The organism is Solwaraspora sp. WMMD1047 (assembly GCF_029626155.1).
Classification (GTDB): Bacteria; Actinomycetota; Actinomycetes; order Mycobacteriales; family Micromonosporaceae; genus WMMD1047.
In genome coordinates this window covers 5,220,802-5,247,485 of record NZ_JARUBL010000001.1, presented here as the reverse complement: position 1 = coordinate 5,247,485, position 26,684 = coordinate 5,220,802, and the positions used below count along the sequence as shown (strand labels likewise).

General features: G+C 73.9%; 20 protein-coding genes and 1 pseudogene. 8 read left to right on the top strand and 13 right to left on the bottom strand.

Going from position 1 to position 26,684, the window contains the following annotated elements; all coding sequences use genetic code 11:
* Positions 1-38: 38 nt before the first annotated feature.
* From O7627_RS23740 to O7627_RS23725, 4 genes and pseudogenes are all read right to left on the bottom strand, one after another.
* Positions 39-1,496, bottom strand: a pseudogene (locus O7627_RS23740) (NAD(P)/FAD-dependent oxidoreductase); the annotation flags it as partial.
* A gap of 82 nt (positions 1,497-1,578) precedes the next feature.
* A complete protein-coding gene (locus O7627_RS23735) occupies positions 1,579-2,583 on the bottom strand; it encodes a lipoyl synthase (RefSeq protein WP_278098411.1) in 1,005 nt (334 codons plus the stop codon).
* Positions 2,584-2,718: 135 nt separating this feature from the next.
* Positions 2,719-3,366 carry a lipoyl(octanoyl) transferase LipB gene (lipB, locus tag O7627_RS23730; protein WP_278098410.1) on the bottom strand — a complete coding sequence of 216 codons (648 nt, stop codon included), beginning with the start codon at positions 3,364-3,366 and terminating at the stop codon, positions 2,719-2,721.
* Between the two features lie 83 nt (positions 3,367-3,449).
* Positions 3,450-5,228 (bottom strand): DUF2079 domain-containing protein, encoded by a 1,779-nt coding sequence (locus O7627_RS23725; protein ID WP_278098409.1) that lies wholly within the window; start codon positions 5,226-5,228, stop codon positions 3,450-3,452.
* A gap of 213 nt (positions 5,229-5,441) precedes the next feature.
* Between O7627_RS23725 and O7627_RS23720 the strand changes: the two genes are divergently transcribed.
* Both O7627_RS23720 and O7627_RS23715 read left to right on the top strand, forming a co-directional pair.
* A complete protein-coding gene (locus tag O7627_RS23720; RefSeq protein ID WP_278095688.1) occupies positions 5,442-6,416 on the top strand; it encodes an ATP-binding protein in 975 nt (324 codons plus the stop codon).
* A 55-nt stretch (positions 6,417-6,471) separates the two neighbouring features.
* Positions 6,472-6,864, top strand: coding sequence for an SCO5389 family protein (locus tag O7627_RS23715; protein ID WP_278095687.1), 393 nt, complete (start codon positions 6,472-6,474; stop codon positions 6,862-6,864).
* A 54-nt stretch (positions 6,865-6,918) separates the two neighbouring features.
* On the opposite strand, the gene O7627_RS23710 is transcribed toward O7627_RS23715, so the two are convergent.
* The 3 genes from O7627_RS23710 to lpdA form a co-directional block, all read right to left on the bottom strand.
* A complete protein-coding gene (locus O7627_RS23710; RefSeq protein WP_278095686.1) occupies positions 6,919-7,818 on the bottom strand; it encodes a TIGR01777 family oxidoreductase in 900 nt (299 codons plus the stop codon).
* Positions 7,819-7,946: 128 nt separating this feature from the next.
* Positions 7,947-9,821, bottom strand: coding sequence for a 2-oxoglutarate dehydrogenase, E2 component, dihydrolipoamide succinyltransferase (gene sucB, locus O7627_RS23705; protein WP_278095685.1), 1,875 nt, complete (start codon positions 9,819-9,821; stop codon positions 7,947-7,949).
* A gap of 70 nt (positions 9,822-9,891) precedes the next feature.
* Complete coding sequence (gene lpdA / locus O7627_RS23700; RefSeq protein ID WP_278095684.1) at positions 9,892-11,280, bottom strand: dihydrolipoyl dehydrogenase; 1,389 nt, start codon at positions 11,278-11,280, stop codon at positions 9,892-9,894.
* Between the two features lie 209 nt (positions 11,281-11,489).
* Between lpdA and O7627_RS23695 the strand changes: the two genes are divergently transcribed.
* Positions 11,490-11,816 carry a hypothetical protein gene (locus tag O7627_RS23695; RefSeq protein ID WP_278098408.1) on the top strand — a complete coding sequence of 109 codons (327 nt, stop codon included), beginning with the start codon at positions 11,490-11,492 and terminating at the stop codon, positions 11,814-11,816.
* 41 nt (positions 11,817-11,857) lie between these two features.
* Here the strand turns inward: O7627_RS23695 and O7627_RS23690 are convergent, their stop codons facing one another.
* Positions 11,858-13,444, bottom strand: coding sequence for a leucyl aminopeptidase (locus O7627_RS23690; RefSeq protein WP_278095683.1), 1,587 nt, complete (start codon positions 13,442-13,444; stop codon positions 11,858-11,860).
* Between the two features lie 161 nt (positions 13,445-13,605).
* Between O7627_RS23690 and gcvT the strand changes: the two genes are divergently transcribed.
* Positions 13,606-14,739, top strand: coding sequence for a glycine cleavage system aminomethyltransferase GcvT (gcvT, locus tag O7627_RS23685; RefSeq protein WP_278095682.1), 1,134 nt, complete (start codon positions 13,606-13,608; stop codon positions 14,737-14,739).
* A gap of 34 nt (positions 14,740-14,773) precedes the next feature.
* Here gcvT and O7627_RS23680 read toward each other — a convergent pair whose 3' ends face one another.
* From O7627_RS23680 to O7627_RS23670, 3 genes are all read right to left on the bottom strand, one after another.
* On the bottom strand, positions 14,774-16,057 hold the full coding sequence (locus tag O7627_RS23680) for a DUF2314 domain-containing protein (RefSeq protein ID WP_278095681.1): 1,284 nt from the start codon (positions 16,055-16,057) through the stop codon (positions 14,774-14,776).
* 74 nt (positions 16,058-16,131) lie between these two features.
* Positions 16,132-16,905, bottom strand: a complete 774-nt coding sequence (locus O7627_RS23675) for an adenosylcobinamide-GDP ribazoletransferase (protein ID WP_278095680.1) — start codon at positions 16,903-16,905, stop codon at positions 16,132-16,134.
* The gene (locus O7627_RS23670) at positions 16,898-18,952 is read right to left on the bottom strand and encodes a bifunctional adenosylcobinamide kinase/adenosylcobinamide-phosphate guanylyltransferase (RefSeq protein ID WP_278095679.1); all 2,055 of its coding nucleotides are present in this window, start codon (positions 18,950-18,952) and stop codon (positions 16,898-16,900) included. Before O7627_RS23670 ends, O7627_RS23675 begins: the two co-directional genes overlap by 8 nt.
* A 112-nt stretch (positions 18,953-19,064) precedes the next feature.
* Here O7627_RS23670 and O7627_RS23665 point away from each other — a divergent pair, with 112 nt between their 5' ends.
* A complete protein-coding gene (locus O7627_RS23665; RefSeq protein ID WP_278095678.1) occupies positions 19,065-19,265 on the top strand; it encodes a hypothetical protein in 201 nt (66 codons plus the stop codon).
* A gap of 5 nt (positions 19,266-19,270) precedes the next feature.
* Positions 19,271-20,068, top strand: coding sequence for a site-2 protease family protein (locus O7627_RS23660; RefSeq protein WP_278095677.1), 798 nt, complete (start codon positions 19,271-19,273; stop codon positions 20,066-20,068).
* Positions 20,069-20,124: 56 nt separating this feature from the next.
* Here O7627_RS23660 and O7627_RS23655 read toward each other — a convergent pair whose 3' ends face one another.
* Both O7627_RS23655 and O7627_RS23650 read right to left on the bottom strand, forming a co-directional pair.
* Entirely contained in the window at positions 20,125-21,123 is a 999-nt protein-coding gene (locus tag O7627_RS23655) for an aldo/keto reductase family protein (protein WP_278095676.1), read from the bottom strand.
* Between the two features lie 52 nt (positions 21,124-21,175).
* Positions 21,176-24,832 carry a WG repeat-containing protein gene (locus tag O7627_RS23650; RefSeq protein WP_278095675.1) on the bottom strand — a complete coding sequence of 1,219 codons (3,657 nt, stop codon included), beginning with the start codon at positions 24,830-24,832 and terminating at the stop codon, positions 21,176-21,178.
* 345 nt (positions 24,833-25,177) lie between these two features.
* Here O7627_RS23650 and O7627_RS23645 point away from each other — a divergent pair, with 345 nt between their 5' ends.
* Together O7627_RS23645 and O7627_RS23640 are read left to right on the top strand one after the other, a co-directional pair.
* Positions 25,178-25,849, top strand: coding sequence for an ABC-2 family transporter protein (locus O7627_RS23645; protein WP_278095674.1), 672 nt, complete (start codon positions 25,178-25,180; stop codon positions 25,847-25,849).
* Positions 25,842-26,657 (top strand): ABC-2 family transporter protein, encoded by an 816-nt coding sequence (locus O7627_RS23640; RefSeq protein ID WP_278095673.1) that lies wholly within the window; start codon positions 25,842-25,844, stop codon positions 26,655-26,657. The genes O7627_RS23645 and O7627_RS23640 overlap by 8 nt, the downstream gene beginning before the upstream one ends.
* Positions 26,658-26,684: the final 27 nt, after the last annotated feature.

Sequence of the window (26,684 nt, the reverse complement as noted above, 5' to 3'; positions counted from 1 at the left end):
GCTTCGCGGACCTGCGAGGCGGCGGCGGGTCGGCGGGGCACGATCGGGGCGGCGCGGCCGGTGCCGTGGTCGCCGGGGCGCTTCTCCTCGTGGTACTCCTCCTCGACGTTCACCTGCCACACGTCGTGGTCGGCGCCGTCGAGGATGTTCTCCACGGTGAGCATCGCGGTGAGCATCGAGTGGTCCTGGTTGTTGTAGCGGTGCATGCCGTTGCGGCCGACCGGGTGCACGTTCGGCACCGCCCGCGCCAACCACTGCCGGATGGTGTCGACGGACCGCTCGTACCCCTCGTCGTAGACGGGGTAGGCCTTCGGCATCCGGACCACGTGGCCGGCGGTCACCGATCCCGGGGTGACCAGCCCGAGTCGTTCGAGCTCGGCGGTGCCGAGCGCGACCAGGTCCGCGTCGGTGGAGTTCCACAGCTCGTCGCCCTCGAAGACGAAATACTCCATCCCGAGGCAGGTGAAGCCGTCCTGGACCAGGTACGGCGACCAGGAGCCGAAGTTCTGGATCCGGCCGACCCGTACCCCCGGGGTGTGCACGTAGATCCAGTTGTCCGGGAAGCCGGCGTCGGCGGGCACCACGAGTGCCACGGTGAGGAAGTCCCGGTAGCGCAGCGCGCGGGCGGCGGCCTGGACCTCCGCCGGTGCCGGCGGGTCCATCGCCAGCACGAGCTGGGAGATCGGCATGGTGGAGACGACGTGGTCGGCGGCGACCCGGCGGCTGCCCTGAGCGTCGGCGACCGTGACGGCCACCGCCCGCTCGTCGGTGCGGTGCACGGTGGTCGCCCAGGTGTTGAGGGTCACCGTGCCGCCGGCCGAGCGGACGTGCTCGGCGCAGCGTTCCCACATCATGCCGGGGCCGTACTTGGGGTACTGGAACTCCTCGATCAGGCTGGTGATGTCCTTGCGGTTGCGGCGCGGCATCAGCGCGTTGATAACGGCGTTGGCCAGCGACAGGTTCTTGATCCGCTGGGCCGCCCAGTCGGCCTGCAGCTCGGTGGCCGGCATGCCCCAGATCTTCTCGTTGTAGGTCTTGAAGAACATCGTGTAGAGCCGCCGGCCGAACCGGGCGGTCACCCAGCCCTCCAGGTGGCTCTGGTCCTTCGGCGGCCGGACCTGCGCCCACAGGTACGAGCCGACGCAGCGCACCGCCTCCACCAGCCCCATGTTGCGTAGCGCGTTGCCGGCCCGCAGCGGGTAGTCGAAGAGTTTCCCGGCGTAGCTGATCCGGCTCATCCGGGGGCGGAGCAGGAAGTCCTCGTCCGGCAGGATCTCGTGCCAGAGGGCCTCGACCTGCGGCACCTTGGTGAAGAACCGGTGCCCGCCGATGTCGAACCGGAACCCGTCCCGCTCGACGGTGCGGCTGATGCCGCCCACGATGTCGTCGGCCTCGAACACCTCGGCGGTGGCCTGGCGTTTGGTCAACTCGTAGGCGGCGGTGAGACCGGCGGGACCGGCGCCGATGATCACGGTGTGCGGTGGTGGTGGTGTCATGGTTCTATTCATCATCATCGACGCCCGGTTGGCAACCAGTGGTACGCGTTGATGATGATCAGCCGTCCGGCCGGTTTGCCGGTCAGCGGCCGGCGGTAGCCAGCCCGCGAGCCTCGATGGCCTGCTCGTAGAGCCGACCAGCGCGGTACGACGACCGCACCAGCGGACCGCTGAGCACACCCGCGAAACCGATCTGTTCCGCCTCGGCGGCCAGCTCCACGAACTCCTCCGGCTTGACCCACCGTTGCACCGGGTGATGCCGGGGGGAGGGGCGCAGGTACTGGGTGATGGTGATCAGCTCGCAGCCGGCGGCGTGCAGGTCGCGCAGCGCCTGGCTGATCTCGTCGCGCTCCTCGCCGAGGCCGAGGATCAGGTTGGACTTGGTGACCAGCCCGGCGGCCCGGGCCTGGGTCAGCACGTCGAGCGAGCGGTCGTACCGGAACGCCGGCCGGATCCGCTTGAAGATCCGGGGCACGGTCTCCACGTTGTGGGCCAGCACCTCCGGGCGCGACCCGAACACCTCGGAGAGCTGGCCGGGGTCGCCGTTGAAGTCCGGGATCAGCAGCTCGACGCCGCAGCCGGGCAGCTCACCGACCCGCTCGCCGGTCCCGGCCCGCTGGGTGAGGGCGTGGATCTGGCGGACCGTCTCGGCGTACAGCCAGGCGCCGCCGTCGGGCAGGTCGTCGCGGGCCACCCCGGTCACGGTCGCGTACCGCAGCCCCATCGCCACCACCGACTCGGCGACCCGGCGCGGCTCGTCGGCGTCGAACTCGGCCGGCTTGCCGGTGTCGATCTGGCAGAAGTCGCACCGGCGGGTGCACTGGTCACCGCCGATGAGGAAGGTCGCCTCCCGGTCCTCCCAACACTCGTAGATGTTGGGACAGCCGGCCTCCTGGCAGACCGTGTGCAGGCCCTCCCGGGCCACCAGGCCGCGCAGTTGGGTGTATTCCGGCCCCATCTTCGCCTTGACCTTGATCCACGGAGGTTTCCGCTCGATCGGGGTCTCGGAGTTGCGGGCCTCGACCCGCAGCAGCCGCCGCCCTTCGGGCGCGACCGGGGTGGCCGGTCGGCGCGGTGGGTCGGTCAGGACGGCCGCACCGGCGTCGTCGCCGGTGGCGGATTGCCCGGAGTGCACGATCGTCACAAGGCCGAGACTACGCGCAGCCGAGGGCCGGTTGAACCGTGGGCGACCGGACTCACGTATCGGACCACGTGAGTCCGCTCACCCCAGCAGGGTGCCCAGGTGCCGCTCCACGATCGGCAGCACCTCGGCGACGGTGACCCGCCGGCCCAGCTCCGCGGTGAGCGAGGTCACCCCGGCGTCGCGCAGCCCGCACGGGACGATCCGGTCGTACGCGGTCAGGTCGGGGTCGCAGTTGATCGCGAAACCGTGCTGCGTCACGCCCCGGGCGACCCGGATGCCGATCGCGCCCACCTTGCGGTCCGGCCCCCGCTCGTCGGCGGGCACCCACACCCCGCTGCGGTTGTCACCGGTGATCCGGGTGGTGGCCAGCCCCAGCTCGGCGCAGACGTCGATGAGGAGCTGCTCGGTGCGCCGGACGAAGGCCACCACGTCGGGCGGTTGGCCGTCCGCCGGCAGCGGGAGCCGGATGATCGGGTAGCCGACCAGCTGCCCCGGCCCGTGCCAGGTGATCCGGCCGCCCCGGTCCACGTCGATGACCGGAGTGCCATCGGTGGGCCGGTCCCACGGCTCGGTCCGCTTGCCGGCGGTGTAGACATTCGGATGCTCCAGCAGCAGCACGCTGTCCGGTTCCTCGCCGGCGAGCACCGCCGCGTGCAGCCGCCGCTGCTCGTCCCAGGCCACCCGGTAGTCGACCAGGCCCGCCCGAACCCCCCGCAGCCCACCCACCGCAACCTCGCTAATCACACCCCCACCCTAACTCCCACCCCACCCAGCCAGACCCTGTGATCCCGTCGCGATCACGGTTGGTCTCAGGTGGGTGGGCGCCAGAGGTCGACGTCGGCGACGCGGGTGGGCGGGCCGAGTAGGGCGGTGGCGGTCTGGCGGAGGGCGTCGACGTGGATCGGGAACTTGGCGCCGTGCACCCGGTCCGGCAGGACCACCGCCTCCACCCGCCAGTAGCGCAGGTCCTCACGGGCGGCGGCCCGTTCCGCCTCGCCGATCGGCGGTACCACGCCGGTGCGGGCCACCTGCTGCAGCAACTCGTCGGTGGGGCGGGGGACCGGGCCGATCCGGCCCCGGCCGCCGGGGCCGCCGGGGCCGAGGAAGAAGCCGGCTGGGATCGCGAACTCGCCCTGCCGGTCGGCCAGCGCGTACGCCTGCCAGCGCTGCCCGTCCGGGGAGACGTCCAGGGTCAGCGGCAGCGGGGTGAGCACGCCGCCGGGCGAGACGTGCTCCCGCCACACCCCCGAGGTGATGAACGCCGGCACCGGCGCCCGCTCGACGGTCAGCAGCGGCACCGGCAGCAGCGGCAGCAGCGCCGCCGCGTAGCCGGCCGCCCAGCCGAGCCGCCGCGGCCGGGGCGGCGGGTCGGTGAGCAGCAGCAGCGCCGCGTACGCCAGCAGGATGCCGAGCAGGGGGGAGACCACCATCGCCAGCCGGGCCGGCAGGGCGGCGTTGAAGACCGGCAGGTGCCCCAGGAGCGCGTACGGCAGCGGCAGGTCGGTGTGCTCGCCGAAGATCTTCACCCGGGGCCCCCAGGAGAGCACCGTGAAGACGGCGACGCTGACGCCCAGCGCCCGCAGGGTGGCCCGGTGGCCGGGGTCGGCGGCCCGCCACAGCAGCACGAAGCAGGCCACCGCGAGTGCCAGCAGGGGCAGCCCGAGGAAGGAGTTCTCCTCGGTCGGGTTCGGCGCCAGCGAGGTGCCCAGCCCGGCCAGCCCGGCGAGCGACCGCTGCGGGAAGGCCCCGTACGCGGCGATGTCCTCGGCGTGGATGACCGGGTCGAAGCCGGTGCCGTGGAACCGCTGCGGGCCGAGGAAGTGCATCCAGAGCGGGTACGCCAGCAGCGCGCCCGCGGTGGCCGCGGTGACGGCGAGACCGCGCAGCAGGCTGGGCAGCGCGGCCCGCGCCTCGGCCCGGACCGCCGGGGCGGCGGCCCAGGTGCCGAGGAAGACGCCGCAGGCCAGCGCGGTGAAGAAGAGGCCCTCGGCGGCGATCGAGAAGGCGACCGCGACCAGGACGCCGAGGATCAGCCCGTTGCGCAGCCAGCGGCCCGGTTCGCGCAGCTTCAGCACCCGCCAGATCAGCAGCGGCACCAGCCAGCCGGCGCTCCAGTTCAGGTGTCCGTTGGCGTGCGAGACCAGGCTCGGCGCGAACCCGATGAAGAACCCGGCGACCAGGGCGGCGACCTGTCCGCGCGGGGTGACGCCGGCGCCGGTCCGGCCGGGCAGCAGGACCCGGGAGAGCAGCCAGTACCAGGCGATCGCCGAGCCGGCCAGGTTGCCGGCGAGCAGCACCGCGAAGGTGGCCGGTGGCCCGATCAGATAGGTCAGCGGCGCGAAGACCACGGCGTACACGGTGATCGAGGTGTTGACGGCGAGGTTGACGCCGTCCGGGACGTTGAGCAGGTGGGTGAAGAACGGGTTCTCGCCGTGGGTCAGCGCGTGCGCCCCGTAGGCCAGCAGCCACTCGAAGAGGGCCTGGTCGCTGGAGTTGACGGTGATCGCGCGGGCCGCCGGGTCCGGCCACAGCCCGCTGGTGACCCAGCCGGCGAGGAGCACCGCGGCGGCGACGGCGGCCAGGTCCAGGCGCCGGTCCGGGCGGGCGCGGGTCGGCGAGCCGGGTCCCTCCGGCGCCGGTTCGGTCTGCACGGTGGGGGCGATCGGCACGGGCGGAGGTTACCAACCGTGGCCCGACACGCCGAACCGGACGCGGACCTTGACGAATCTACTGAAAATGACTTCCAATACAGATGGTAATGATTTCCGGTATCAGCCGGACTTCCTGGAGGAACCCGTACCGTGAAGATCTGCTTTGTCGGCAAGGGCGGCAGCGGCAAGACCACGCTCGCCGCGCTCTTCGCCCGGCAGCTCGCCGCGTCACCGCCGGCCGCCGTGCTGGCCATCGACGCCGACATCAACCAGCACCTGGCCGCCGCCCTCGGCGCGGACGAGCACGAGGCCGTCCTGCTGCCCGCCCTCGGCGACCACCTGGTCGAGATCAAGGAGTACCTGCGCGGCGAGAACCCGCGGATCTCGTCGGCCGCCACGATGGTCAAGACCACCCCGCCCGGCCGCGGCTCCCGACTGCTCACCGTCACCGACCGCAACCCGCTCTACGACGCGCTGGTCCGCGAGATCGGCGGGGTGCGGCTCGCGGTGACCGGCCCGTTCGCCACCGAGGACCTCGGGGTGGCCTGCTACCACTCCAAGGTGGGCGCGGTGGAGCTGCTGCTCAACCACCTCGTCGACGGCCCCGGCGAGTACGTCGTGGTGGACATGACCGCCGGCGCCGACTCGTTCGCCTCCGGGCTGTTCACCCGCTTCGACCTGACCTTCCTGGTCTGCGAGCCGACCCTGCGCAGCGTCGGCGTCTACCGCCAGTACGTCGGCTACGCCCGCGACCACGACGTGCGGGTGCGGGTGGTCGGCAACAAGGTCGACGACGAGTCGGACGTGGCGTTCCTGCGCGAGCACGTCGGCGCCGACCTGCTCGGCTGGATCGGCCGGTCCGGCTACGTCAAGGACGCCGAACGCGGCACGCCCCGCCCGCTCGACACCCTGGAACCGGCGAACCGCCGGACGCTGGAGCTGATGCGGGCCACCGTCGACGGCTGCGCCAAGGACTGGCCCGCCTACACCCGGCAGGCCGTGGAGTTCCACCTGCGCAACGCGCGAGCGTGGGCCAACGACCGGGTCGGCGAGGACCTCGCCGACCAGATCGACCCGGAGTTCGTGCTCGGCCCCGACGCCATCGGGGCGACCGTGCGGAGCTGAACCGCCCCACAACCATCCGAACGACCGTGCAACCGAAGAACGTGAAGGAGAAGAGATGTCCCTCGACGTACCCGCCGCTCTGCTGGAGCGGGCCGAGGCAGGCCAGGTCGACGACGCCGAGTTCGTCGACTGCGTACGGCGGTCGTTGCCGTACGCCTGGGCGGTGGTCTCCGAGGTCGCCGCCCGCGCCGCGGCGACGCCGGCCGAGTTCGCCGACCACGCCGTGCCGCCGCCCAGCGAGACCGAGCGTGGGCAGCTGCTGCGCGCGCTGGCCAGCGACGCGATCCGGGGCGGCCTGGAGCGGCACTTCGGCGTGAAGCTGGCGTTCCAGAACTGCCACCGGGTGGCGGCGTTCAAGCTCGCCGCCGTGGGCGGCCAGACCTACCAGCGGTTCATCTCGCCGCTCGCCCAGATCCGCAACCAGTCACCGGAACTGCGCGACTGCTGACCCCGCCCGCCGTCACCGCCCCGCCGATCCGCCAGGTCGGCGGGGCGAGCCGTGTCAGTCGTGCAGGGCGGCCTGCAGGGCCGACGGCAGGTCCGGGTGCCGGTAGGCGAAATCCTCCCGGGACAGCACGCCCGGCAGGACCCGGGCGCTGGTCAGGATGTCGGCGGCCAGCCCGCCGACCGCGATCCGCAGCGCCGGCCCGGGAATCGGGAGCACCGCGGGCCGGTGCAGGGCGGCGGCGAGCGCCCGGGTGAACTCGGCGTTGGTGACCGGCGCCGGGCCGACCACGTTCACCGGGCCGGCGACGTCGTCGCGGTCGAGCAGGAACGTGACGGCGGCCAGCCAGTCGGCGAGCGAGATCCACGGCAGCCACTGCCGGCCGCTGCCCATCCGGCCGGCGATGCCGAGCCGGAACGGCAACAGCTGCGGCTTGAGGAAACCGCCGTCACGGTGCAGGGCGTACCCGGTGCGCAGCCGGACCACCCGCACGCCGGCGCTCTCGGCCGGGCCGGTGGCAGCCTCCCACACCCGGCACATGTCCGCCAGGAACCCGTCGCCCGCCGGGGCCTCCTCGGTGACCGGATGGTCGCCGGTGTCGCCGTACCAGCCGATCGCGGAGGCGTTGAGCAGCACCCGGGGACGGTCGTCGGCGGGCCGGCCGGCGATCGTGGCGGCCAACGTGCCGGTGCTGTCCACCCGACTGGTGCGCAGCAGGTTCTTGTACGCCTCGGTCCACCGCCGGTCGCCGACCCCGGCGCCGGACAGGTTGATCACCGCGGTCACACCGGACAACGCCGTGGGGTCGAGTTGGCCGGCGGCCGGGTCCCACCGGACCTCGTCCGCCGATCGCGGTGGGCGCCGGACCAGCCGGACGATCTCGTGGCCGGCCGCGCTGAGGTGGCCGGAGAGCCGGGTGCCCAGGAAGCCGGACGAGCCGGCGATGAGGATCCGCATGTAGGTATCTTCGTCCACCCCGGGCAGAACGGACGCGCAAGGCAGCGAGAGCCGAATCGCAGTTTGCCCCGGGAAACGGCCTCGGGCCCGGACAGGGGTGGCGTCCGGGCCCGAGGAACGTAGTCGGGTCAGCCCTGGGGAAGGCCCAGCTCCGACTCGAAGTTGCCGCCCTCCAGCCGCTGCTTGACCGCGGTGAGGAAGCGCGCCGCGTCGGCGCCGTCGATCAGCCGGTGGTCGTAGGAGAGCGCCAGGTAGACCATCGAGCGCGGGACGATCACCTCGCCGAGCTGCGGGTCCGAGAGCACCACCGGACGCTTGACCACCGCGCCGGTGCCCAGCATCGCCGACTGCGGCGCCGCCACGATCGGCGTGTCGAAGAGGGCGCCCCGGCTGCCGGTGTTGGTGAGCGTGAAGGTGGCACCGGCGATCTCGTCCGGGCTGATCTTGTTGGTGCGGGTCCGCTCGGCCAGGTCCGCGATCCGCCGGGCCAGACCGGCCAGGTTCAGGTCACCGGCGTTGTGGATCACCGGCACCATCAGGCCACGCTCGGTGTCGACCGCCATCCCGAGGTGCTCGGCCTCCGGGTAGGTGATGGTCTGCGCCTCCATGTCCATCCGGGCGTTGACGATCGGATAGGTCTGCAGGGCCTCGACGGCGGCGAGCGCGAAGAACGGTAGGAAGGAGAGCTTCACCCCGTGCCGGGCCAGGAACTCGTCCTTGGCCCGGGCCCGCAGCTTCGCCACCTTCGTGACGTCCACCTCGACCACGGTGGTGAGCTGCGCGGAGCCGTGCAGCGACTCCAGCATCCGCTTGGCGATCACCGAGCGGATCCGCGGCATCTTGTCGGTCCGGCCGCGCATCGGGCTCGGCTGGGCCTTCGCCGCCGGCGCGGCCGCGGCCTGCGGCTCGGCCTTCGCCGGCTCGGCCGCCTTGGCCTGCTCGGCGGCCTTGGCCTGCTCGGCGGCGGCCAGCACGTCCTGCTTGCGGATCCGACCGCCGACCCCGGTGCCGGTGACGGCGGCGAGGTCCACGCCCTGCTCGCTGGCGAGCTTGCGGACCAGCGGCGTCACGTAGCTGGCCACCTCCTCGCCGTTGGTCGCCGGCTGGGCCGGACGGCCAGCCGAGGCGGGTGCCGGCTGGGCGGCGCGCTCGGTCTTGGCCGGCTGGTCGGACTGCTCGGTCTCCGGGGCCGGCTCGCCGTACGACAGCCCGGACGTGGGCTCCGGAGATGCGGCGGCCTCGGGCTCCGCGGCCGGCTCGGGCGCCGGCTGCTGCCCGGCCGGCTCGGTCTTGGGCTCGGCCCTGGGCTCGGTCTTCGGCTGGGCGGTGGCGCCCTCGGCGCCGATCACGGCCAGCTCCGCGCCGACCGGCGCGGTCTCGTCCTGCGGCACCCGGATCTCCAGCAGGGTGCCGGCGGCCGGGGAGGGGATCTCGGTGTCGACCTTGTCGGTGGAGACCTCCAGCAGCGGCTCGTCGGCCTCGACGGTGTCGCCGACCTCCTTGAGCCAGCGGGTCACCGTTCCCTCGGTGACGCTCTCGCCGAGAGCGGGCATGGTCACCGTGGTGCTCTCGCCGCCCGCCGCGCCGGCCTGACCGGCGTCGGCCGGCCGCTCGTCGGCGTCGGCCGGCTCGGCGTCGGCCGGCTCATCCTGGGCCGGCTCGCCCTCGGCCGCCGCCGGCTCGCGCTCGGCGGACTCGGCAGGTGCCGGCTCGGCCGCGGCGGACTCGTCGGCGTCCTGGCCGCCCGCTGCCGCAGCCGCGTCGCCCTCGCCGTCGATCACCGCCAGCTCGCTGCCGACCTCGGCCGTCTCGTCCTCGCTGACCACGATCCGGCTCAGCACGCCGGCCGCGGGGGAGGGGATCTCGGTGTCCACCTTGTCGGTGGAGACCTCCAGCAGCGGCTCGTCGACCTCGACCCGGTCGCCCTCCTGCTTGAGCCAGCGCGTGACGGTGCCCTCGGTGACGCTCTCGCCCAGCCGAGGCATGGTGACCGATACCGGCATCTCTCAAGACTCCTTTGTGGCCTGGTGCGTAGCTCGCCCGGTCGCCGCCGGACGCCGCGGAATTCTCTGCTCAGCCATGCGCGTGCAGCGGCTTGCCGGCCAGCGCGAGGTGCGCCTCGCCCAGCGCCTCGCTCTGGGTGGGGTGGGCGTGCACGAGCTGCGCCACCTCGGCCGGGTAGGCCTCCCAGTTGTAGATCAACTGAGCCTCGCCGACCAGCTCGCCGACCCGGGCACCCACCATGTGTACGCCCACCACCGGGCCGTCGTCGACCCGGACCAGCTTGACGAAGCCGGCCGTCCGCAGGATCTGGCTCTTGCCGTTGCCGCCGAGGTTGTAGTTGTAGGTCTTGACCTTGTCCGCGCCGTACTGCTCCTTGGCCTTGGCCTCGGTGAGGCCGACCGACGCCAGCTCGGGGTCTGAGTAGGTGACCCGCGGGATGCCGTTCTCGTCGATCACCGCCGGGTTCAGCCCGGCGATCTCCTCGGCCACGAAGATGCCCTGCTGGAAGCCGCGGTGGGCCAGCTGCAGACCCGGCACGATGTCGCCGACCGCGAAGACGTTCGGCACGTTGGTACGCAGCCGCTCGTCGGTCAACACGAAACCGCGGTCCATCTTGACGCCCTGCTCGTCGTAGCCGAGGCCGTCGGTGGTCGGGCCGCGGCCGACCGCGACCAGCAGCAGCTCGGCCTCGATCGTCTCGCCGCCGGCGATCGTCACCCGAACCCCGGAGTCGGTCCGCTCGACCTGCTCGAACCGCTTGCCGACCTTGGCGACGATGCCCCGCTTGCGGAAGGCCCGCTCCAGGGCCTTCGAGGACTCCTCGTCCTCGCCGGCCACCAGCCGGGGCAGCGCCTCGACGATCGTGACGTCGACCCCGAACGAGCGCCAGACGCTGGCGAACTCGACCCCGATCACGCCGCCGCCGAGCACCACCACCGAGGCGGGCACCCGGTCGAGCTGGAGCGCGTGCTCACTGGTGATCACCCGCTCGCCGTCGATCTCCAGGCCGGGCAGGGAGCGCGAGTACGAGCCGCTGGCCAGCAGGACGTTGCGGCCGGTGTAGCGGGTGCCGTCGACCTCGACGGTGTCCGGGCCGACCAGCTTGCCGGTGCCCTCCACCACGGTGATCTTGGCGCTCTTGATCAGCCCCTGCAGGCCCTTGTAGAGGCGGCCGACCACGCCGTCCTTGTACGAGTTGACCCCGGCCATGTCGACCCCGACCAGCTCGGCCTTGATCCCGAACTGCTCGGACTCGCGGGTCTGGTCGGCGATCTCGGCCGCGTGCAGCAGCGCCTTGGTGGGGATGCAGCCCCGGTGCAGGCAGGTGCCGCCGAGCTTGCCTTTCTCGATCAGCGCCACCGACAGGTCCAGTTGGGCGGCCCGCAGGGCGGCCGCGTAGCCGCCACTGCCACCGCCGAGGATGACCAGGTCGAAGGTTCCGCCGTCCGGCTGGCTCACAGTTCACTCCCAGGTCGCGTCGCTACCACCAACCGACCTTTCGGTCCAACCGCCGGCCGGCCGCAGAGTTTCCACCTCGGTCATCTTGTCACTTGCCGATGCGGCCCGCGTAACGAGGTGCCCAACGACACGTCAATGGGACGTAGGCTTGCCGGAAGTCGCCGACAATGGGCGGTGCTGATGCTCGGGGAGGAGACGTTCGGGTGGCCTTGTTTCGGCGGCGGAAGAAGTCAGGTGGCGCTGCTGGCGGCGGTGGCGACCGACCGGCGAACCGTGGCGATCTGGAGCACCTCGAGCAGTTCATCCGGTCCAGGCGCGGGGTGGAGGCGTTCATCGAACCCCGGACCACGGTGACCGAGACCACCGTGATGCTCATCGCGCATGACGGGGAGTGGACCCGCCGGCGCATCGACGGGCCGGAGGGCGCCCGGCGGTTCGCCCACAAGATGGCGATCCCGATCTACGACGTACGGCTGGTGGGCTACCCGCAGCGGATGCGCGACTACAACGAACGGCGCAAGCGGGCGCCGAGCTGACGCGGTCGGGCCGGCCCGGCGGGCGGGCCGGCCCGCGCCGGTCAGCCCTCGGCCGCGATCTCCTCCAGCAGGTGCAGCAGGGTCCGCACCGGCACCCCGGTGCCGCCCTTGACCCAGTACCCCGTCGGCTCGGTGGTGTGATAGCTCGGGCCGGCGATGTCGATGTGCGTCCAGGGCACCTCGTCGGCGACGAACTCGCGCAGGAACACCCCGCCCTGCAGCATGTGCCCGGCCCGGTCCATCGCGGAGTTCACCTGCGAGATGTCCGCCACGTCCGAATCCATGCCCTTGCGTACGTCCTCCGGCAGCGGCATCGGCCAGGCAGGCTCGCCGACCGCGTCGCCGGCCGCCTGCACCCGGGCGCAGAGCTCCGGCGTACCCATCAGGCCGGCGACCCGCTTGCCCAGCGCGACCACCTGGCCACCGGTCAGGGTGGAGGTCTCCAGCAGGTAGTCGCAGCCGTCCTCGCAGGCCCGGACGATCGCGTCGGCCAGCACCATCCGGCCCTCGGCGTCGGTGTTGAGCACCTCGACCCGCTTGCCGCCGTACATCGTCACCACGTCGCCCGGCCGGTAGGCGGTGCCCGACGGCATGTTCTCCGCGATCGGCAGGTAGCCGTGCACCGCCACGCCCGGCTTGAGTTCGGCCACCGCCAGCATGGTGGCGGCGATCGCCGCCGCGCCGGCCATGTCGGACTTCATCTCCCACATGCCCTGCGCCGGCTTGATCGACAACCCGCCGGTGTCGAACGTGATGCCCTTGCCGATCAGCGCGACCCGCTTGGCGGAGCCGTCCGGCACGCCGGCCGGCTGGTAACTCAGCTTCACCAGCCGGGGCGGCGCGGACGAGCCCAGCCCGACCGCGAGAATTCCGCCGTAGCCCCCGGCCGCCAGCGCCTGCTCGTCGAGCACCTCGACGGTGAGGCCGGCGGCCCGGGCGGCGTCGGAGATCGCGGTGGCGAACGACGGCGGGCGCAGCTCGTTGGGGGCGGTGTTCACCCAGTCGCGGGTCTGGTTGACCGCGGCGGCGACCACCGCCGCCCGGGCGAGCTCGGCCCCGGCGGCCGGGTCGGCGGCGTCCGGGACGTGCACCGCGATCGAGCCGACCGCGGGCCGGCGGCTCGGCTGGGGCCGGGTCTTGTAGCCGGCGAACCGGTAACCGCCCAGCAACGAGCCCTCGGCGAGCGCCCGGAGAGCGGCCGGGGCGTCCTCGTCGTCCGGGATCGGCAGCGCCAACGCGACCCGCTCCGCCCCGGCGAGGGCGCGGATCGCCGACCCGGCGGCCCGGCGCAGCGCCTCCGGTGGCGGGGCCGCACCGGTCGGCTCCGGCCCGAGACCGACGGCCGCGACCAGCGGCGCCGTCACCGTACCCAGGGTGGCGAGCTTGATCACCTCGCCGGCCGCGCCGGTCGCGCCGAGCAGCGCGAGGGTCTCGGTGAGCCGTCCGTCGAACGCGGCGGCGATGCTCTCCGCGCCGGTGGCCAGCAGCAGGGTGCCGGCGAACCCGGCCGGCCCGCCGGCGGGTTCCTCGGCGCCGGTGCGGCTGTGCAGACCGATCACGATGGCGTCGACGGCAAGCTCGGCGGGGTCCGTGTCGACCAGGCTCAGGGTGGTGCTGGACGGTGTCACTCGGCGTCTCCGGCGGGGTTGACCGGCCGCCTTGTGAGCGGCCGGTGACGGTGGTCTCCGGCGCAACCTACCTGCCGGAATCGGAATCTGTCCCGCCGACTGTCGCCGCCGGGATCCCACCGATGCTATCCAGGCGATGATCCACCGGTAGGTTTCGACCCATGACCGACGAGTCCCCGCCCGACCAGCTGCGCCGATCCCCCCTGCACGAGCGGCACGCCGAGCTCGGCGCCAAGTTCGCCGCCTTCGGCGGCTGGTCCATGCCGCTGGAGTACGCCGGTGGCGGCGTGCTCAAGGAACACGCCGCCGTCCGGTCCGGCGTCGGGGTCTTCGACGTGTCCCACCTGGGCAAGGCGCGGATCCAGGGACCGGGCGCGGCCGACTTCGTCAACGCCTGCCTCAGCAACGACCTGGGCCGGATCGGGCCGGGACGGGCGCAGTACACGCTCTGCTGCGACCAGGCGTCCGGTGGGGTGGTGGACGACATCATCGCCTACCTGCACGCCGACGACCACGTCTTCCTGGTGCCCAACGCGGCGAACACCGCCGAGGTGGTGCGCCGGCTGGCCGCCGCCGCGCCGGCCGGGGTGCGCGTCACTGACGAGCACGAGGCGTACGCGGTGCTGGCCGTGCAGGGGCCGGCCTCGGCCGACCTGCTCGGCGCCCTCGACCTGCCCACCGGGCACGGCTACATGAGCTTCTCGACCGCCACCCTGGCCGCGGCCGCCACCGGCGTGCCGCTGGTGGTCTGCCGGACCGGGTACACCGGCGAGCACGGCTACGAACTGGTCGTGCCGGCCGCCGCGGCGACCGCGGTCTGGGACGCGTTGTTCGCCGCCGGGGCCGGGTACGACCTGCGCGCCTGCGGGCTGGGCGCCCGCGACACCCTGCGCACCGAGATGGGCTACCCGCTGCACGGTCAGGATCTGTCCCTGGAGATCACCCCGGTGCAGGCCCGGGCCGGCTGGGCGGTGGGCTGGGACAAGCCCGCCTTCTGGGGGCGGGAGCCGTTGCTGGCCGAGCGGGCCGCCGGGCCGCGCCGGCTGCTGTGGGGACTGGCGGCCCAGGACCGGGGCATCCCACGCCCCGGCATGACCGTGTACGCCGGCGACCAGCCGGTCGGCGAGGTCACCAGCGGAACGTTCTCGCCGACCCGCCGGGTCGGCATCGGGCTGGCGCTGCTGGCCACCGACGCCGGGCTGGCCGAGGGGTCGACCGTGGAGGTCGACGTGCGGGGTCGCCGGTCGGCGATGCGGGTGGTCCGGCCACCGTTCGTCGAACCGTCCGTACGCTGACCGACCCGACCGGCCGAGCCGCCGGGTGGGTCGGTCAGTTGCGTTCGCCGGCGTCCAGGACGGCCTGCGTCCAGCCGCCCTCGACGACGCCGGTGCCGTCGACGAGCGCCCAGTCGATCACGTCCAGCGCGTCCACCACGACCGGCTGGCCGATCCGCACCGCCGGGTCGGCGGCGGCGTCGCTCGCGCTGGCGCCGACGATCCGCTCCGGGGTGGCCCACGAGGTGACCCCGGCCCAGACGAACTCCGGCCCCTCCTCGGTGGGCAGCCCGTACTTGACCAGCAGCTGCACCTCGTCGGGGAGGGTGTCGGCGAGGAACCGTTCCCGGATGCCGGGCAGGCCGTCGCGGGCGGTGGCGATCGCCCGGGACATCGCGTCGTCCGGCCGGGCGTAGCGCACGTCTGAGCCGGTCTCGCCGAAGAGCGTGGCGCAGACGGTCGCGAAGTAGCGGCCGCCGCCGCCGTCGGAGTTGCCCGGCGGGCGCAGCGACAGGAAGGAGTCCGCCTCCGGATCGGTGGCCGGGTCCAGTTCGAGCCGCAGCAGGGCCGGTCCGGAGGTCTCGTGCTGCTGCGGGTTCCCGTACGCCACCGCGATGTCGTGGCCGGTCACGGCGGTCAGCACCGGAAGTTGGACGAACGCCGGCACCTCCGGCTCGGCCAGCCCGTCGGTCCAGGTCCGCAGCAGTCGCCGGGCCACCCCGGTCATCACCGCGCCCCAGGCCCGGGTCAGGTGGGCCGGTACCCCCTGCGTCTGCAGCTCCAGCAGGCCGAAGCGGCGCAGGCCCTTGGTGGTGAACCAGAGCCCACCGTCGTCGGAGGAGTAGGGGACCAGCACCCAGTCGACCAGCCGGATCCGCCCCTCGTCGTCGGGGAGCGAGCGCAGGGCGGCGGCGGGATCGAGGAACTGCAGGCCGAAGACGTCGACCAGGTCACCGCCGGCGGCCTCGGCGAGGGCGGCGGCGACCGCGCGGGCGCCCCACTCGTGGGCCGGCGGCCAGCCGGGCCGGTAGCTGGCCTGGACCACCACCAGGCTGGTCGCCGCGGCCAGCCGGTCCAGTTGCTCGGCGGTGGCGCCGAACGCGGTGAGCAGGTCCGGCGGCAGATGCGGGAAGTCGCTGATCGGGCGGGTGTCGACCGACATCAGCGGGCTGGCCAGCAGCTGCCGGGCGAGGTCACGGACCGGTGCGGAGAGCCGCCCACCGAGCGCCGCGACCGCCTCGGCCGGCGGGACGTCCAGCCGACCCCGGATGGGCACCAGGTAGGTGGCGGTCAGGGACTCCGGCACCGGCACGGGCAGGAAGTCGTCGGTAATGATCATGAAAGCTGCTCCCACTCGACGGTGTGCCGGTGTTGTCTCCTGCTCTGAAACGCTACCCGGCTCGCCGGCCCGGATCAGCCGGTCAGCAGCAGTCCCAGGTAGACCAGCGTGGTGGCCACCTCGACAGCGGCGCCGAGCACGTCGCCGGTGATCCCGCCGAACCGGCGTACCACATGGTGGAGCAGCAGCCCGACGGTGCCGACGGCGATCGCCACGGCGAGTGGCCCGTGCCACGGGCGGCCCGGCACCGCGGCCACCGCCAGACCGACGACGGCGGCCGTCGCCACCACCAGCGCCGGCCCGCCGACCGTGCCGGCGACCAGCGCGCCGAGGCCGTCGGGGCGGGCGGCGGGAACGCCGCGCCGGCAGGCCCAGCTCACCGCCAGCCGGCCGGTCGCCACGGCGGCGGCCACCCCGAGGACGGCCGCCGGCCAGGACCGGCCGGCCAGCGCCGCGAGCGCGCCGGCCTGAATCAGGAGTACGAGCACCAGCGCCGCGACGCCGAACGGGCCGACGTCCGGCTTCTTCATGATCGCCAGCGCGTCGGCGCCGGTGCGGTAGGAGCCGAGCGCGTCGACGGTGTCGGCGAGGCCGTCCAGGTGCAGACCCCGGGTCAGCAGGGCCCCGGCCGCCACGGTCACCGCCCCGGCCACCGCGGCGGGTGCGCCGGCCGCCACGAGCCCGACCAGCACCGCACCGAGCAGTGTGCCGAGCAGCGCGCCGACGGCCGGCGCCAGCGTCATCGCCACCGCGGCCGTCGACCGGTCCACCCGCCGCACCGACAGCGGGGCGATGGTGAAGGTGGTCAGCGCCAACCGGACGCCGGCCGACAGCCGGCCGTCAGGCACCGTGCGGTGCCGTTGTCCCGCCGGCCGGTACATCGGACGCCGCCCGCCCGCCGTTGCCGGCCGCTTCCCCGGTGGCCTCCGGCCGGTCGGCGGCGGCCGGGCCAGGACCGGCCGGCTCCGGCTCGATGAACTCGCTGTCGTCCGCGCGGTTCTTGTCCGCTCGGTCGACGTCCGCTCGGTCGACGTCCGCGCGGTTGTCGTCCGGGCGGGCGTCGGTCGGCCCGGCCGGCTCGTCGTCGGCCGGTTCCGGCTGCCAGCCGTCCGACTCCGGCTCGGTGGTCGGGGCGAGCGCCGGGTGCACCGGCAGCGTGGCGGCCAGCGCGAGCGCGGACCGCAGCAGCGGGAGGGTGGCCAGCGCGGTGGCGCCCTCGCCGAGGTCCAGCCGCAGGTCGAACAGCGGGGTCAGGCCGAGAACGTCGGCGGCGTGCCGCACCGTCGGGTGGCCGCCGTGGTCGGCCAGCAGGCACCAGTGCCGGGCCTGCCCGGCCAGGTCCCGGCTGATCAGGGCGGCCGCGACGCCCACCGGGCCGTCCAGCAGCACCGGGGTACGCCGGGCGGTCGCGCCGAGCAGGATGCCGGTGGCGATCGCGATGTCGCCGCCGCCCAGCTCCGCCAGGACCTCCTTGGCGGTGCGGGTACCGCGCCGGGTGCGGTGCAGGGCGTCCCGGACGGTGGCGCACCGGACCATCCAGGCGGTGTCGTCCACCAGGCCGCCCGGGGCGAGCACCCGCGCGAGCACGGCGGCCGGTTCGGCGCCGGCGGTGGCGGCGAGCACGGCGGCGCTGGCCGTCTCGCTACCGGCGCCGCACGCGCCCAACACGATCACCCGTACGCCGGCCTCGACGGCGTCCTCGGCGAGCTGCCAGCCGAACCGCAGGGCGGCGTCGATCGCCGTATCGACGAGCGCGGGACCGGCCTCGATCGGCGCGGCCGTCGGCGCGTCGATCACCTGCAGGGTGGCGCCGGCCTCGGCGGCCAGCCGGGCCAGCGGACCCTCGCCGGAGCGCGCCAGATCGGCCCGGCGGGTCGACTCGCCGGGGACGGTGCCGGCGGCGGCGCCGCCGGAATGGTCGCCGTGCAGCAGCATGACCCGCACCGACCGCCACGGCTCCGGTGCGGGGGTGCCCTGGGTGGCGGCGGCGAAGCTGACCACCTCCGCCAGGTTGCCCAGGCCGGCGCCGGGGAGGTCGAGGGTGGTCAGCCGGTCCAGGGCGTCGGCGCCGGCCGCTTCGGCCGGCATCGGCAGCTCCATCGCCGGCTGGATCACCAGGCCGGTGGCGACCACCGGCAGGCTCATCGTCGGGGCGGCCCAGCCGGCATCCGGTGCGGCCGGCGTGCTGATCTCCGACGCGGCGGGCGCCTGCGAACTGGGCTCGGCCGGCGGCACGCTGGGCGTGAGCACCGCCGGCCTGGGCTCGACCGGTGCCGGGGTTGCCGGGGCTTCTTCGACTGGTTGAGCCGGTGGAGCCACCTGACCTGCTTGCGCTGCTTGGGCCGGTTGGGTCGGCTTGAGCCAGGCGGGCTGGCCGGCGACCACCAGCACCACCGCGTCGCAGGCGTCGGCCAGCGCGCGGTTCGCCGAACCGAGCGCGTCGGCGAACGCCCGGCCGACCGGGGTCAGCGGCACCATCGACAGCCCCACCTCGGAGCTGACCAGCACCAGCCGGGCCGCGCAGGCGGCGACCGCCGCGGCCAGCTCCGCGATCGTGGCGACGTCGTCGGCCGGCTGGTGGGCGGGGTCGAGCAGGACGGTGACCCAGCCGCCGAGGTCGTCGACCAGGAGCGTGTCGGCCGGACCGGCGGCCGAGATCACCTCGATCAGCCGGGCCGGGTCGGCGCTGGTCTCCTCGATGGTCCAGTTCTCCGGTCGTCGCTGCCGGTGCGTTTCGATCCGGGCGATCCACTCGGGATCATCGGCGCCGGGGGCAGCGGCCGTAGCGACATACCGTACGTTTCCGGCGTCACCAACCAGCTCCTCGGCGAACTCCGACTTTCCGGACCGGATCCCGCCGAGCACCAGGATCGTGTTCCAACCGTGCAGCGACATGCCCGTACCTTAAGCCTCCGGCCCACGGTTTCCGGTGGGGGAGGTCACCGGGGCGATCGGCCGCCCGCGCCGACTAGGCTGGCGGGGGTTGGTCGGCGAGGGGAGACGGAACATGCCATGGAGCTGGCGATACGAGGGCGCGGACGGCAAGGCGGTGAGCGGGCCGACCGAGACGTTCGGCAGCCAGGCCGACGCCGAGTCCTGGATCGGCCAGATGTGGCGTGAGTTGGCTGCCACCGGCGTCACCTCGGTCGCCCTCGTCGAGGACGACCGGCTGGAGTACCGGATGAGTCTGCTGCCGGCGGCCGAGTAGCCGCGATGGCCAACGGCTGGTCGGACGACGGGCGGCTGCTGCTCGGCGTACCCCGGGAGGCGTTCCGGCCGAGCCCGATCTTCCTCGCCCTGGTGGCGGCCTTCGTCGGCGGCGGACTGCTCGCCTGGCACGAGGTCGGCAGCCCCCGGCTGGCGGTCTTCGTCTTCGTGGTCGCCGGCTGGCTGGTCTCACTCTGCCTGCACGAGTACGCGCACGCGGTGATCGCGTTCCGGGCCGGGGACCGGGCGGTGGCGCACCGCGGCTACCTCACGCTCAACCCGCTGCGCTACAGCCACCCGTTGCTCTCCATCGTGCTGCCGGTCGTGGTGGTGCTGCTGGGCGGCATCGGCCTGCCCGGCGGCGCCGTCTGGGTCGACCGGCACCGGATCCCCGGGCGGCTGCGGCACACCCTGGTCAGCCTCGCCGGCCCGGCGACCAACGTGGCGTTCACCCTGCTGCTGGTGCTGCCGTTCGCGATCGGGGTGCAGGTGTCGGCCCATCCGCCGTTCTGGGCCGGGGTGGCGCTGCTGGCGTTCCTGCAGTTGACCGCGAGCGTGCTGAACCTGCTGCCGGTGCCGGGCCTGGACGGCGGCAACATGCTCGCGCCGTGGCTGTCGCCGCAGTGGCGGCGCGGCTACGACCTGCTCGCCCCGTTCGGCTTCCTGCTGCTGTTCGCCCTGCTGTGGAACCCGCGGGTCGGCGGCTGGTTCTTCGCGGCCGTGTTCGCCGTCGCCGACGCGATCGGACTGCCGCCCGCCCTCTACTCCGCCGGCCTGGACCTGATCCGCTTCTGGTCCTTCTGACCGGGCCGTCGCGCCCGGCGCCCGCCGACGCGTCGACGGACACCGGGCGCGGACGATCAGGGCCGTTCGGCCGGGCTCTGGGTCTTGCCCGGGTCGCGCTCGGTGATCGGCTCGACGATCTCGTCGATCTTCTTGAGCAGGTCGGCGTCGAGCTTCACGCCGCTGGCCTTGACGTTGTCGAACACCTGCTCCGGCCGGGACGCCCCGACGATCGCCGACGAGACGTTCGGGTTCTGCAGCACCCAGGCGATCGCCAGCTGGGCCATGCTCAGGCCGGCCTGGTCGGCGAGCGGCTTGAGCCGCTGCACCGTGCCGAGCACCTCGTCGGTCATGAACCGGGCGATGAACCCGGCGCCGGACTTGTCGTCGGTGGCCCGGGAACCGGCCGGCGGCGCCTGACCGGGAACGTACTTGCCGGAGAGCACCCCCTGGGCGATCGGCGAGAAGACGATCTGGCCGAGGCCGAGCTCCTCCGAGGTGGGGACGACCTCGGACTCGATGACCCGCCAGAGCATCGAGTACTGCGGCTGGTTGGAGACCAGCTGGATCTTCAGCTCCCGGGCCAGCTCGTGCGCCTCGCGGATCTGCGACGCCTGCCACTCGGACACGCCGATGTAGTGCGCCTTGCCGGCGTGCACGATGTCGGCGAACGCCACCATCGTCTCCTCCAGCGGCGTCGAGTAGTCGAACCGGTGCGCCTGATAGAGATCCACGTAGTCGGTCTGCAGCCGGCGCAGCGAGCCATTGATCGACTCCATGATGTGCTTGCGCGACAGGCCCCGGTCGTTGCGTCCCGGGCCGGTCGGCCAGAAGACCTTCGTGAAGATCTCCAGCCCTTCCCGGCGCTCGCCGCGCAGCGCCCGACCGAGCACCTCCTCGGCCCGGGTGCCGGCGTACACGTCGGCCGTGTCGAAGCTGGTGATACCCGAGTCCAGCGCCGCGCGCACGCACGCCGCCGCGGCCTCCTCCTCGACCTGCGAACCGTGAGTGATCCAGTTTCCGTACGAGATCTCGCTGATGATCAGGCCGGAGCGGCCAAGGTGTCGGAATTCCATACCGTCGACCCTAACGCCAGGCCGGCCCGTCCACCCGAAGGCGCCGGGCGGCTCACAGCACCGGCTTGGTGTCCGCCAGCAGCCGGTCGATCTCGTCCATCACCGCGGTGCGGCTGGGGTGGTAGGCGTCGATGAGCGGGGCGCCGCGCCGGTCCAGCGCGCCCCACTTGCCGGTACCGCTGCCGATCAGGAACGCCACCGGGTGGATGACCAGGGCCGGGTGGACCGGCGCCACCAGCACCTTGCCGGTCCGGTCGATGACCCCCTTGCGGCCGCCCATGTCGACGATCGCCAGGCCCTCGTCGGTGAAGCCGTCGATGTAGCGGCCGTCGGTGAGCGCGGTGGTGAAGCCGTCGTACCGGGGCGCCACCACCACCTTGCCGGTCTTGTCGACGGCGCCCCAGACCCCGAGCCGGCGGATCGCGGCGATGCCGCGCCGGAACGGACGGACGTCGTCGTAGCCGACGGTGATCACCGCCCGGTTCGTCTTGTCGATCGCGATCCAGGTCCGGGCGCCGTCGCGGGACACCCAGGCCAGCCCGTCGTTGAACGACCCGACGTTGAGGTACCCGGTGGACGCGTCGATCAGGGTGGCGCCCGACTCGTCGATCAGTTCCCAGGTCCGGGCCTCCGGCCGGCGTACCCAGGCGACGCCGTCGCGGAACGGCTGCGCGTCGGCGTAGTTCGGTGCGACCACGAGCTGCCCGTCCGGGTCCGCGTAACCCCAGCGCTTCGCCTGCTCGCTGAACGTCGGCAGCGGCGGCCGGTGCAGCCGCAGGACCTCTTCCCGGGTACGCGGATACGGGCCCCACCCGTTCTGCGCGACCCGGCTGAACACCGCGTCCAACGCCAGCTCGGTCCGCGCGATCAGCTCCGGGTCCTCGACCTTGCGCAGCTCCAACGCCTTCTCGAAATGGTTGCAGGCCTCCATGTAGCGGCCCTGGTCGTAGCAGGACCGGCCGGCGTGCTCGTGCATGGTGGCCCGCAGCCGGTCGGGCAGCTCCGACGAGTTCGCCTCCTCGAAGAGCCGGTCGGCCTCGTCGAACTCGCCGCGCCACTGCAGCACGTGCGCCAGCCGGGCCTGGGCGATGGCGATCCGGCGCAGCTCGCCGGTCGCCTCGGCGTGGGCCAGCCCCAGCTTGCCGTCGGCGAGGGCCTTGCCCAGATCACCGAGAATCCGCGAGACCACGGCACGCAGGCTGAGCAACCGGGCCCGGGTCCGGTTGTCGGTGGCCGGGTCGAGCTTCTCGGTCAGCCGGTCCCGGATGGCCCGCAGCTCGTCCGGATCCTCGACCAGCTCCCGCAGCGTCTCGTGGTGGAACCGCCACTGGTAGGTGGCGAGCACGTGCTCCGGGTCGGCCGGCCGCTCGGGTTCCGCCGGGGCCGCCGACTCGGTCGGCGGCGGGTCGTCGGTGCGGACGATCGGGGCGAGCATCGTCGGCGCGCTCAGCGCGGTGGCCGCGCCGGAGGCGGGCCCGACCGGCAGCACCGTGTCCGGGCTGGCGACCACCGAGTCGGCCGGCGCGGTGGACGCCAGGTCCGGGTCCGGCAGTTGGTCCGCGGGGATCGGGTCGGTCAGCGGATCGGGTTTCTGCTCGGCCACGGGATCGGTCGGGCTGGCCAGGACCGATTCCGCGAGCGGTTCCCGGATCGGATCGGTGAGCGGGTCGTAGCCGGCGCCGGCGACCTCCGCCGCCGAACCGGTGGTCGGCTCGTCCGAGTCGGGGGCGGGTGACTCGGACGACGGCGACCCGACCGGCGGCGTTGTGGTCGCAGCGTCGTCGCCCGGATCCCGAGGCTCGGGTATCTCCCGGCGGCCGACCACGATGAGTTCCGGCTCACCGAGCCGGGAGGAGGCGGGTTCGACGGGCGGTCCGTCGACCGGGCCGCTGGACGCCGGCTCGATGTCGGCCCACTCGGCCTGGTCGTCCTGGTCGGCCCGGTCCGCGCCGGCCGCGCGGTGGCGGTGGTCGGTACCGACCCGGGCGGCGTCGCCCGAGCGGTCGCCCGCCGTGCCGCTCGGCCCGACACCGTGTGGCTCGGCCCGGTCGGTGGAGCCGGCCGGGGAAACGGGAGCGTCGTCGGCGTCGAGGGCCGGTCGGGCCGGCGGCGCCGACTCCTCGGCGCGCCCGGTGGTGGCCCCGGTGCGGAACTCCAGCCGCAGGCCGGCGGCCGGCGGGGCGACGGGTGGCCGGGACCGGTCCACCCGCTCGACCCGGTCACCGGGTTCGGGGTGCGCACCCGATTGGACCCGCTCGCCCGGCTGGACGCGGTCACCGGGTTGGACGCGGTCGCCCGGCTGGAGGCGTTCGGGGCGGTCCGGCCGTTCGGGCCAGGTCGACCGGTCGGGGCGGCGGGCGAGCCCGGGTGGGGTCCGAAGATCGCGGGTGGGACCGTCCACTTCGACCGGGTCGAGGAAGCGCCCGCCCTGCCGGGCCGGCGGTGTCTCCCGGTCGGGGCGGCGGCCGCTCGCCGCCCATCCCGGCGCGGCCGCCGACCGGTCGTTGCCGAACCAGGCGTCGTCGTCGGCGGCGTCGAGTTCGGCCCCATCCCGCCAGCCCTGGGCCGGCGGCGGTCCGGGCGGCGCACCGTACGCCGCCGGCCGCAACGGTTCGCCACGCCGAGGACCCTCGCGCTGCGGGCCGTCGCGCTGAGGCCCATCGTGACGTTGCCCTGCACGCTGCGACCTCCCGCGACGCGGGCCGTCATACGTCGGCTCGTCGTGGCGCGGTCCGTCGCGCTGTGGTCCGTCAAGGTGCTCGTCGCGCCGGATCTGGTCGTCGCGCCGGGCCGGTCGGTCCCGGCGACCCGGTTCGTCCCGCCGGGCCGCCTCGCGCTGGTCGCGAACCGGGGCCTCGCGCTGGTCGCGGGCTGGCGCGTCGCGCTGGTCGCGCAGGGGCGCAGCACGGCGGACCGGCTCGTCGCGACGGCCCGGTTCATCACGGCGGGCGGCCTCGCCCGGCCGGATCGGCTCGCCACGTCGCGGCGGCTCGCCCCGGCCCGGCGGTGGTCCGTCGCGTCGGGCGGGGGCCGGCCGCTGCGCCGGACGGCCACGTCCCAGCGGTTCCGGCGGGTCGTCCAGCCACTGTGGCTCGGGCGGATCGTCGAGCCACTTCGCGCCGCTCGGCCCGGACCGCGACGCGGAGACCGGCGCCGGGTCGTGCGGCTCGGACCAGGTCGGCCGGCCGCCGGGCGGGGCGCCGCGCCCGTCGCGTCCGGCCCGCCGGCCTTCGTCCGCCGGATCGAGGTCGCGCCGGCCGGGACGCACCCCGCCGCGCTCGTCCGGCCGGGGTCTGCCGCGTTCGTCGGGGCGGGGGCCGCCGCGCTTGTCCGGGCGGAGACCGGCCCGCTCGTCCGGCTCTTCCCAGCCGTCCGGTTCCCAGGCGTCCCGGTCCCGGCCCCGGCCGTTGCGGCCGGGGCGCCGCCGGTCGCCACCCGGTGCGCCGGCCTGGTCGTACCCGTCGGCGTCGAACCCGTCCGGAGCGCGGGCCGGATCGCCGTTCGGCCCGAAGACGGTGGCCCGCCCGGCCGGACCGGCCGGCCGCTCGCCGGGTCGACGGGGTCGCGGCTCGGCCGCCCCGTGGTCGCCGTGGTCGCCCGGGTACCGCTGGCCCGGGAAGACGGCCTCCCACTCCGCGGTGGGCGCGGTCACCCAATCCGGGTCGGCGGTCTCCTCGCCCCACCGGGTCGGGTACCGGTCGATGGTCATCGGGCACCCCGACCCGTGTCCGGCGCGAGACGCGGCCGGTGGAACGGCTCGCGTCGCTCGCTCACGGGGGTGTCACCTCGTCGAAAATCTGTCGCGGGGCAGCCAGGGGCACCGGATAACGTCACCCGGTTCGGTGCATGGTCGCGGAAGGAGGGTAACGGCGTGGGCTTGTTCACCGCCACTGTGCCACCGCCCCTCATCCGAAACATTATTCTATGGTTTCGGACATTTACCGCGATAACCGGATCGGGGTTTCGTCGGTACTCTACCTACCGCCAGGCGACGCTCGCCGGAGCTTTCACCAACACCGTCTTCGGATTCCTGCGGTGCTACGTCCTGCTCGCGGTGGCGGCCGGGGCCGGCGGTGCCGTCGCCGGCTACCGGCCCGCGCAGCTTGTCACCTTCGTCTGGGTGGGGCAGGGCCTGCTCGCCGTCGTCTGGATCGGCGGCTGGACCGACCTGGCCGAGCGGATCCGCACCGGCGAGGTGGCGAGCGACCTGCTGCGGCCGGTGCACCCGGTGGTCAGCTACCTCGCGGCCGACCTCGGCCGGGCCGGGCACGCGGCGATGACCCGCTTCCTGCCGCCGGTGCTGACCGCACCGCTCTTCTTCGAGATGCACCTGCCCGACCGCTGGTTCACCGGGCCGCTCTTCGTGCTCTCCGCCGCCCTGGCCGTGGTGGTCTGCTTCGGGTGCCGATACCTGGTCAACGCCACCGCGTACTGGCTGCACGACGCGCGTGGACCGCTCACCGTCTGGGGGCTTGGCAGCGGCGTGCTGGCCGGGCTGTACTTCCCGCTGCGGTTCCTGCCCGACTGGCTCGCGCTGCCGCTCTGGATCGGCACCCCGTTCCCGAGTCTCCTGCAGATACCGCTGGACGTGGCGGTGGAGCGCGACCGCCCGTCGACGCAGCTCGCGTCCGTGGTGCTGCAGGCCGGCTGGGCGGTGCTCATCATCCTGGCCTGCCGGGCCGTGCAGCGCCGGGCGGAGCGGCGGCTGGTGGTGCAGGGTGGCTGACCGGACGGCCGGCGCCGGGCGGGCCTACCTGGCGCTGCTGCGCGGGCAGGCCAGGTCACAGGCCTCCTACCGCGCCTCGTTCGCGGTCGATCTGGCGGCCAACGTCGGCTCCACCGTCTTCGACGTGCTGACCGTGCTCGTGCTCTTCCAGGTCACCCGCACCATCGGCGGGTTCGAGGTACGCGAGGCGATGCTGATGGTGGGGCTCTCCTCCTGCGGGTTCGCCCTCGCCGACCTGACGGTGGGCAACATCGACCACCTCCGCAGCTACGTCCGGACCGGCCGGCTGGACGCGGTGCTGGTCCGGCCGTTGGGCGTACTGCCGCAGTTGGTGTTGATGGATCTGCCGCTGCGCAAGCTGTCCCGGGCACTGTTCGGCACCACCGTGCTGGTGGTGGCACTGGTCGCCGCCGACGTGTCGTGGACGCCGGCCCGGCTGGCCCTGGCGGTGCTGGCGCCGCTGGCCGCGGCGGCCTTCTTCGGCGCGATCTTCGTGGCGGCGGCCACCGTGGCGTTCTGGTGGATCGACTCCGGCGAGCTGGGCAACGCCTTCACCTACGGCGGGCGGGACTTCACCACGTACCCGATGACCGTCTACGGCGGATGGTTCCGGGCGGTCTTCGCGTACGGCCTGGGGTTCGCCTTTGTCGCCTATCACCCGGCGCTGGCGCTGCTCGGCCGGGCCGACCCGCTCGGCCTGCCGGGCTGGGTCGGCTGGGCCTCGCCGGCGGTGGCCGCGATCGCCGCCGCCGGCGCCGGCGGGCTGTGGCGGCTCGGCGTGCGCCGGTACCGCGGCACCGGCTCGTGAGCCGGGCGGGCAACGACGAGCGAGGGG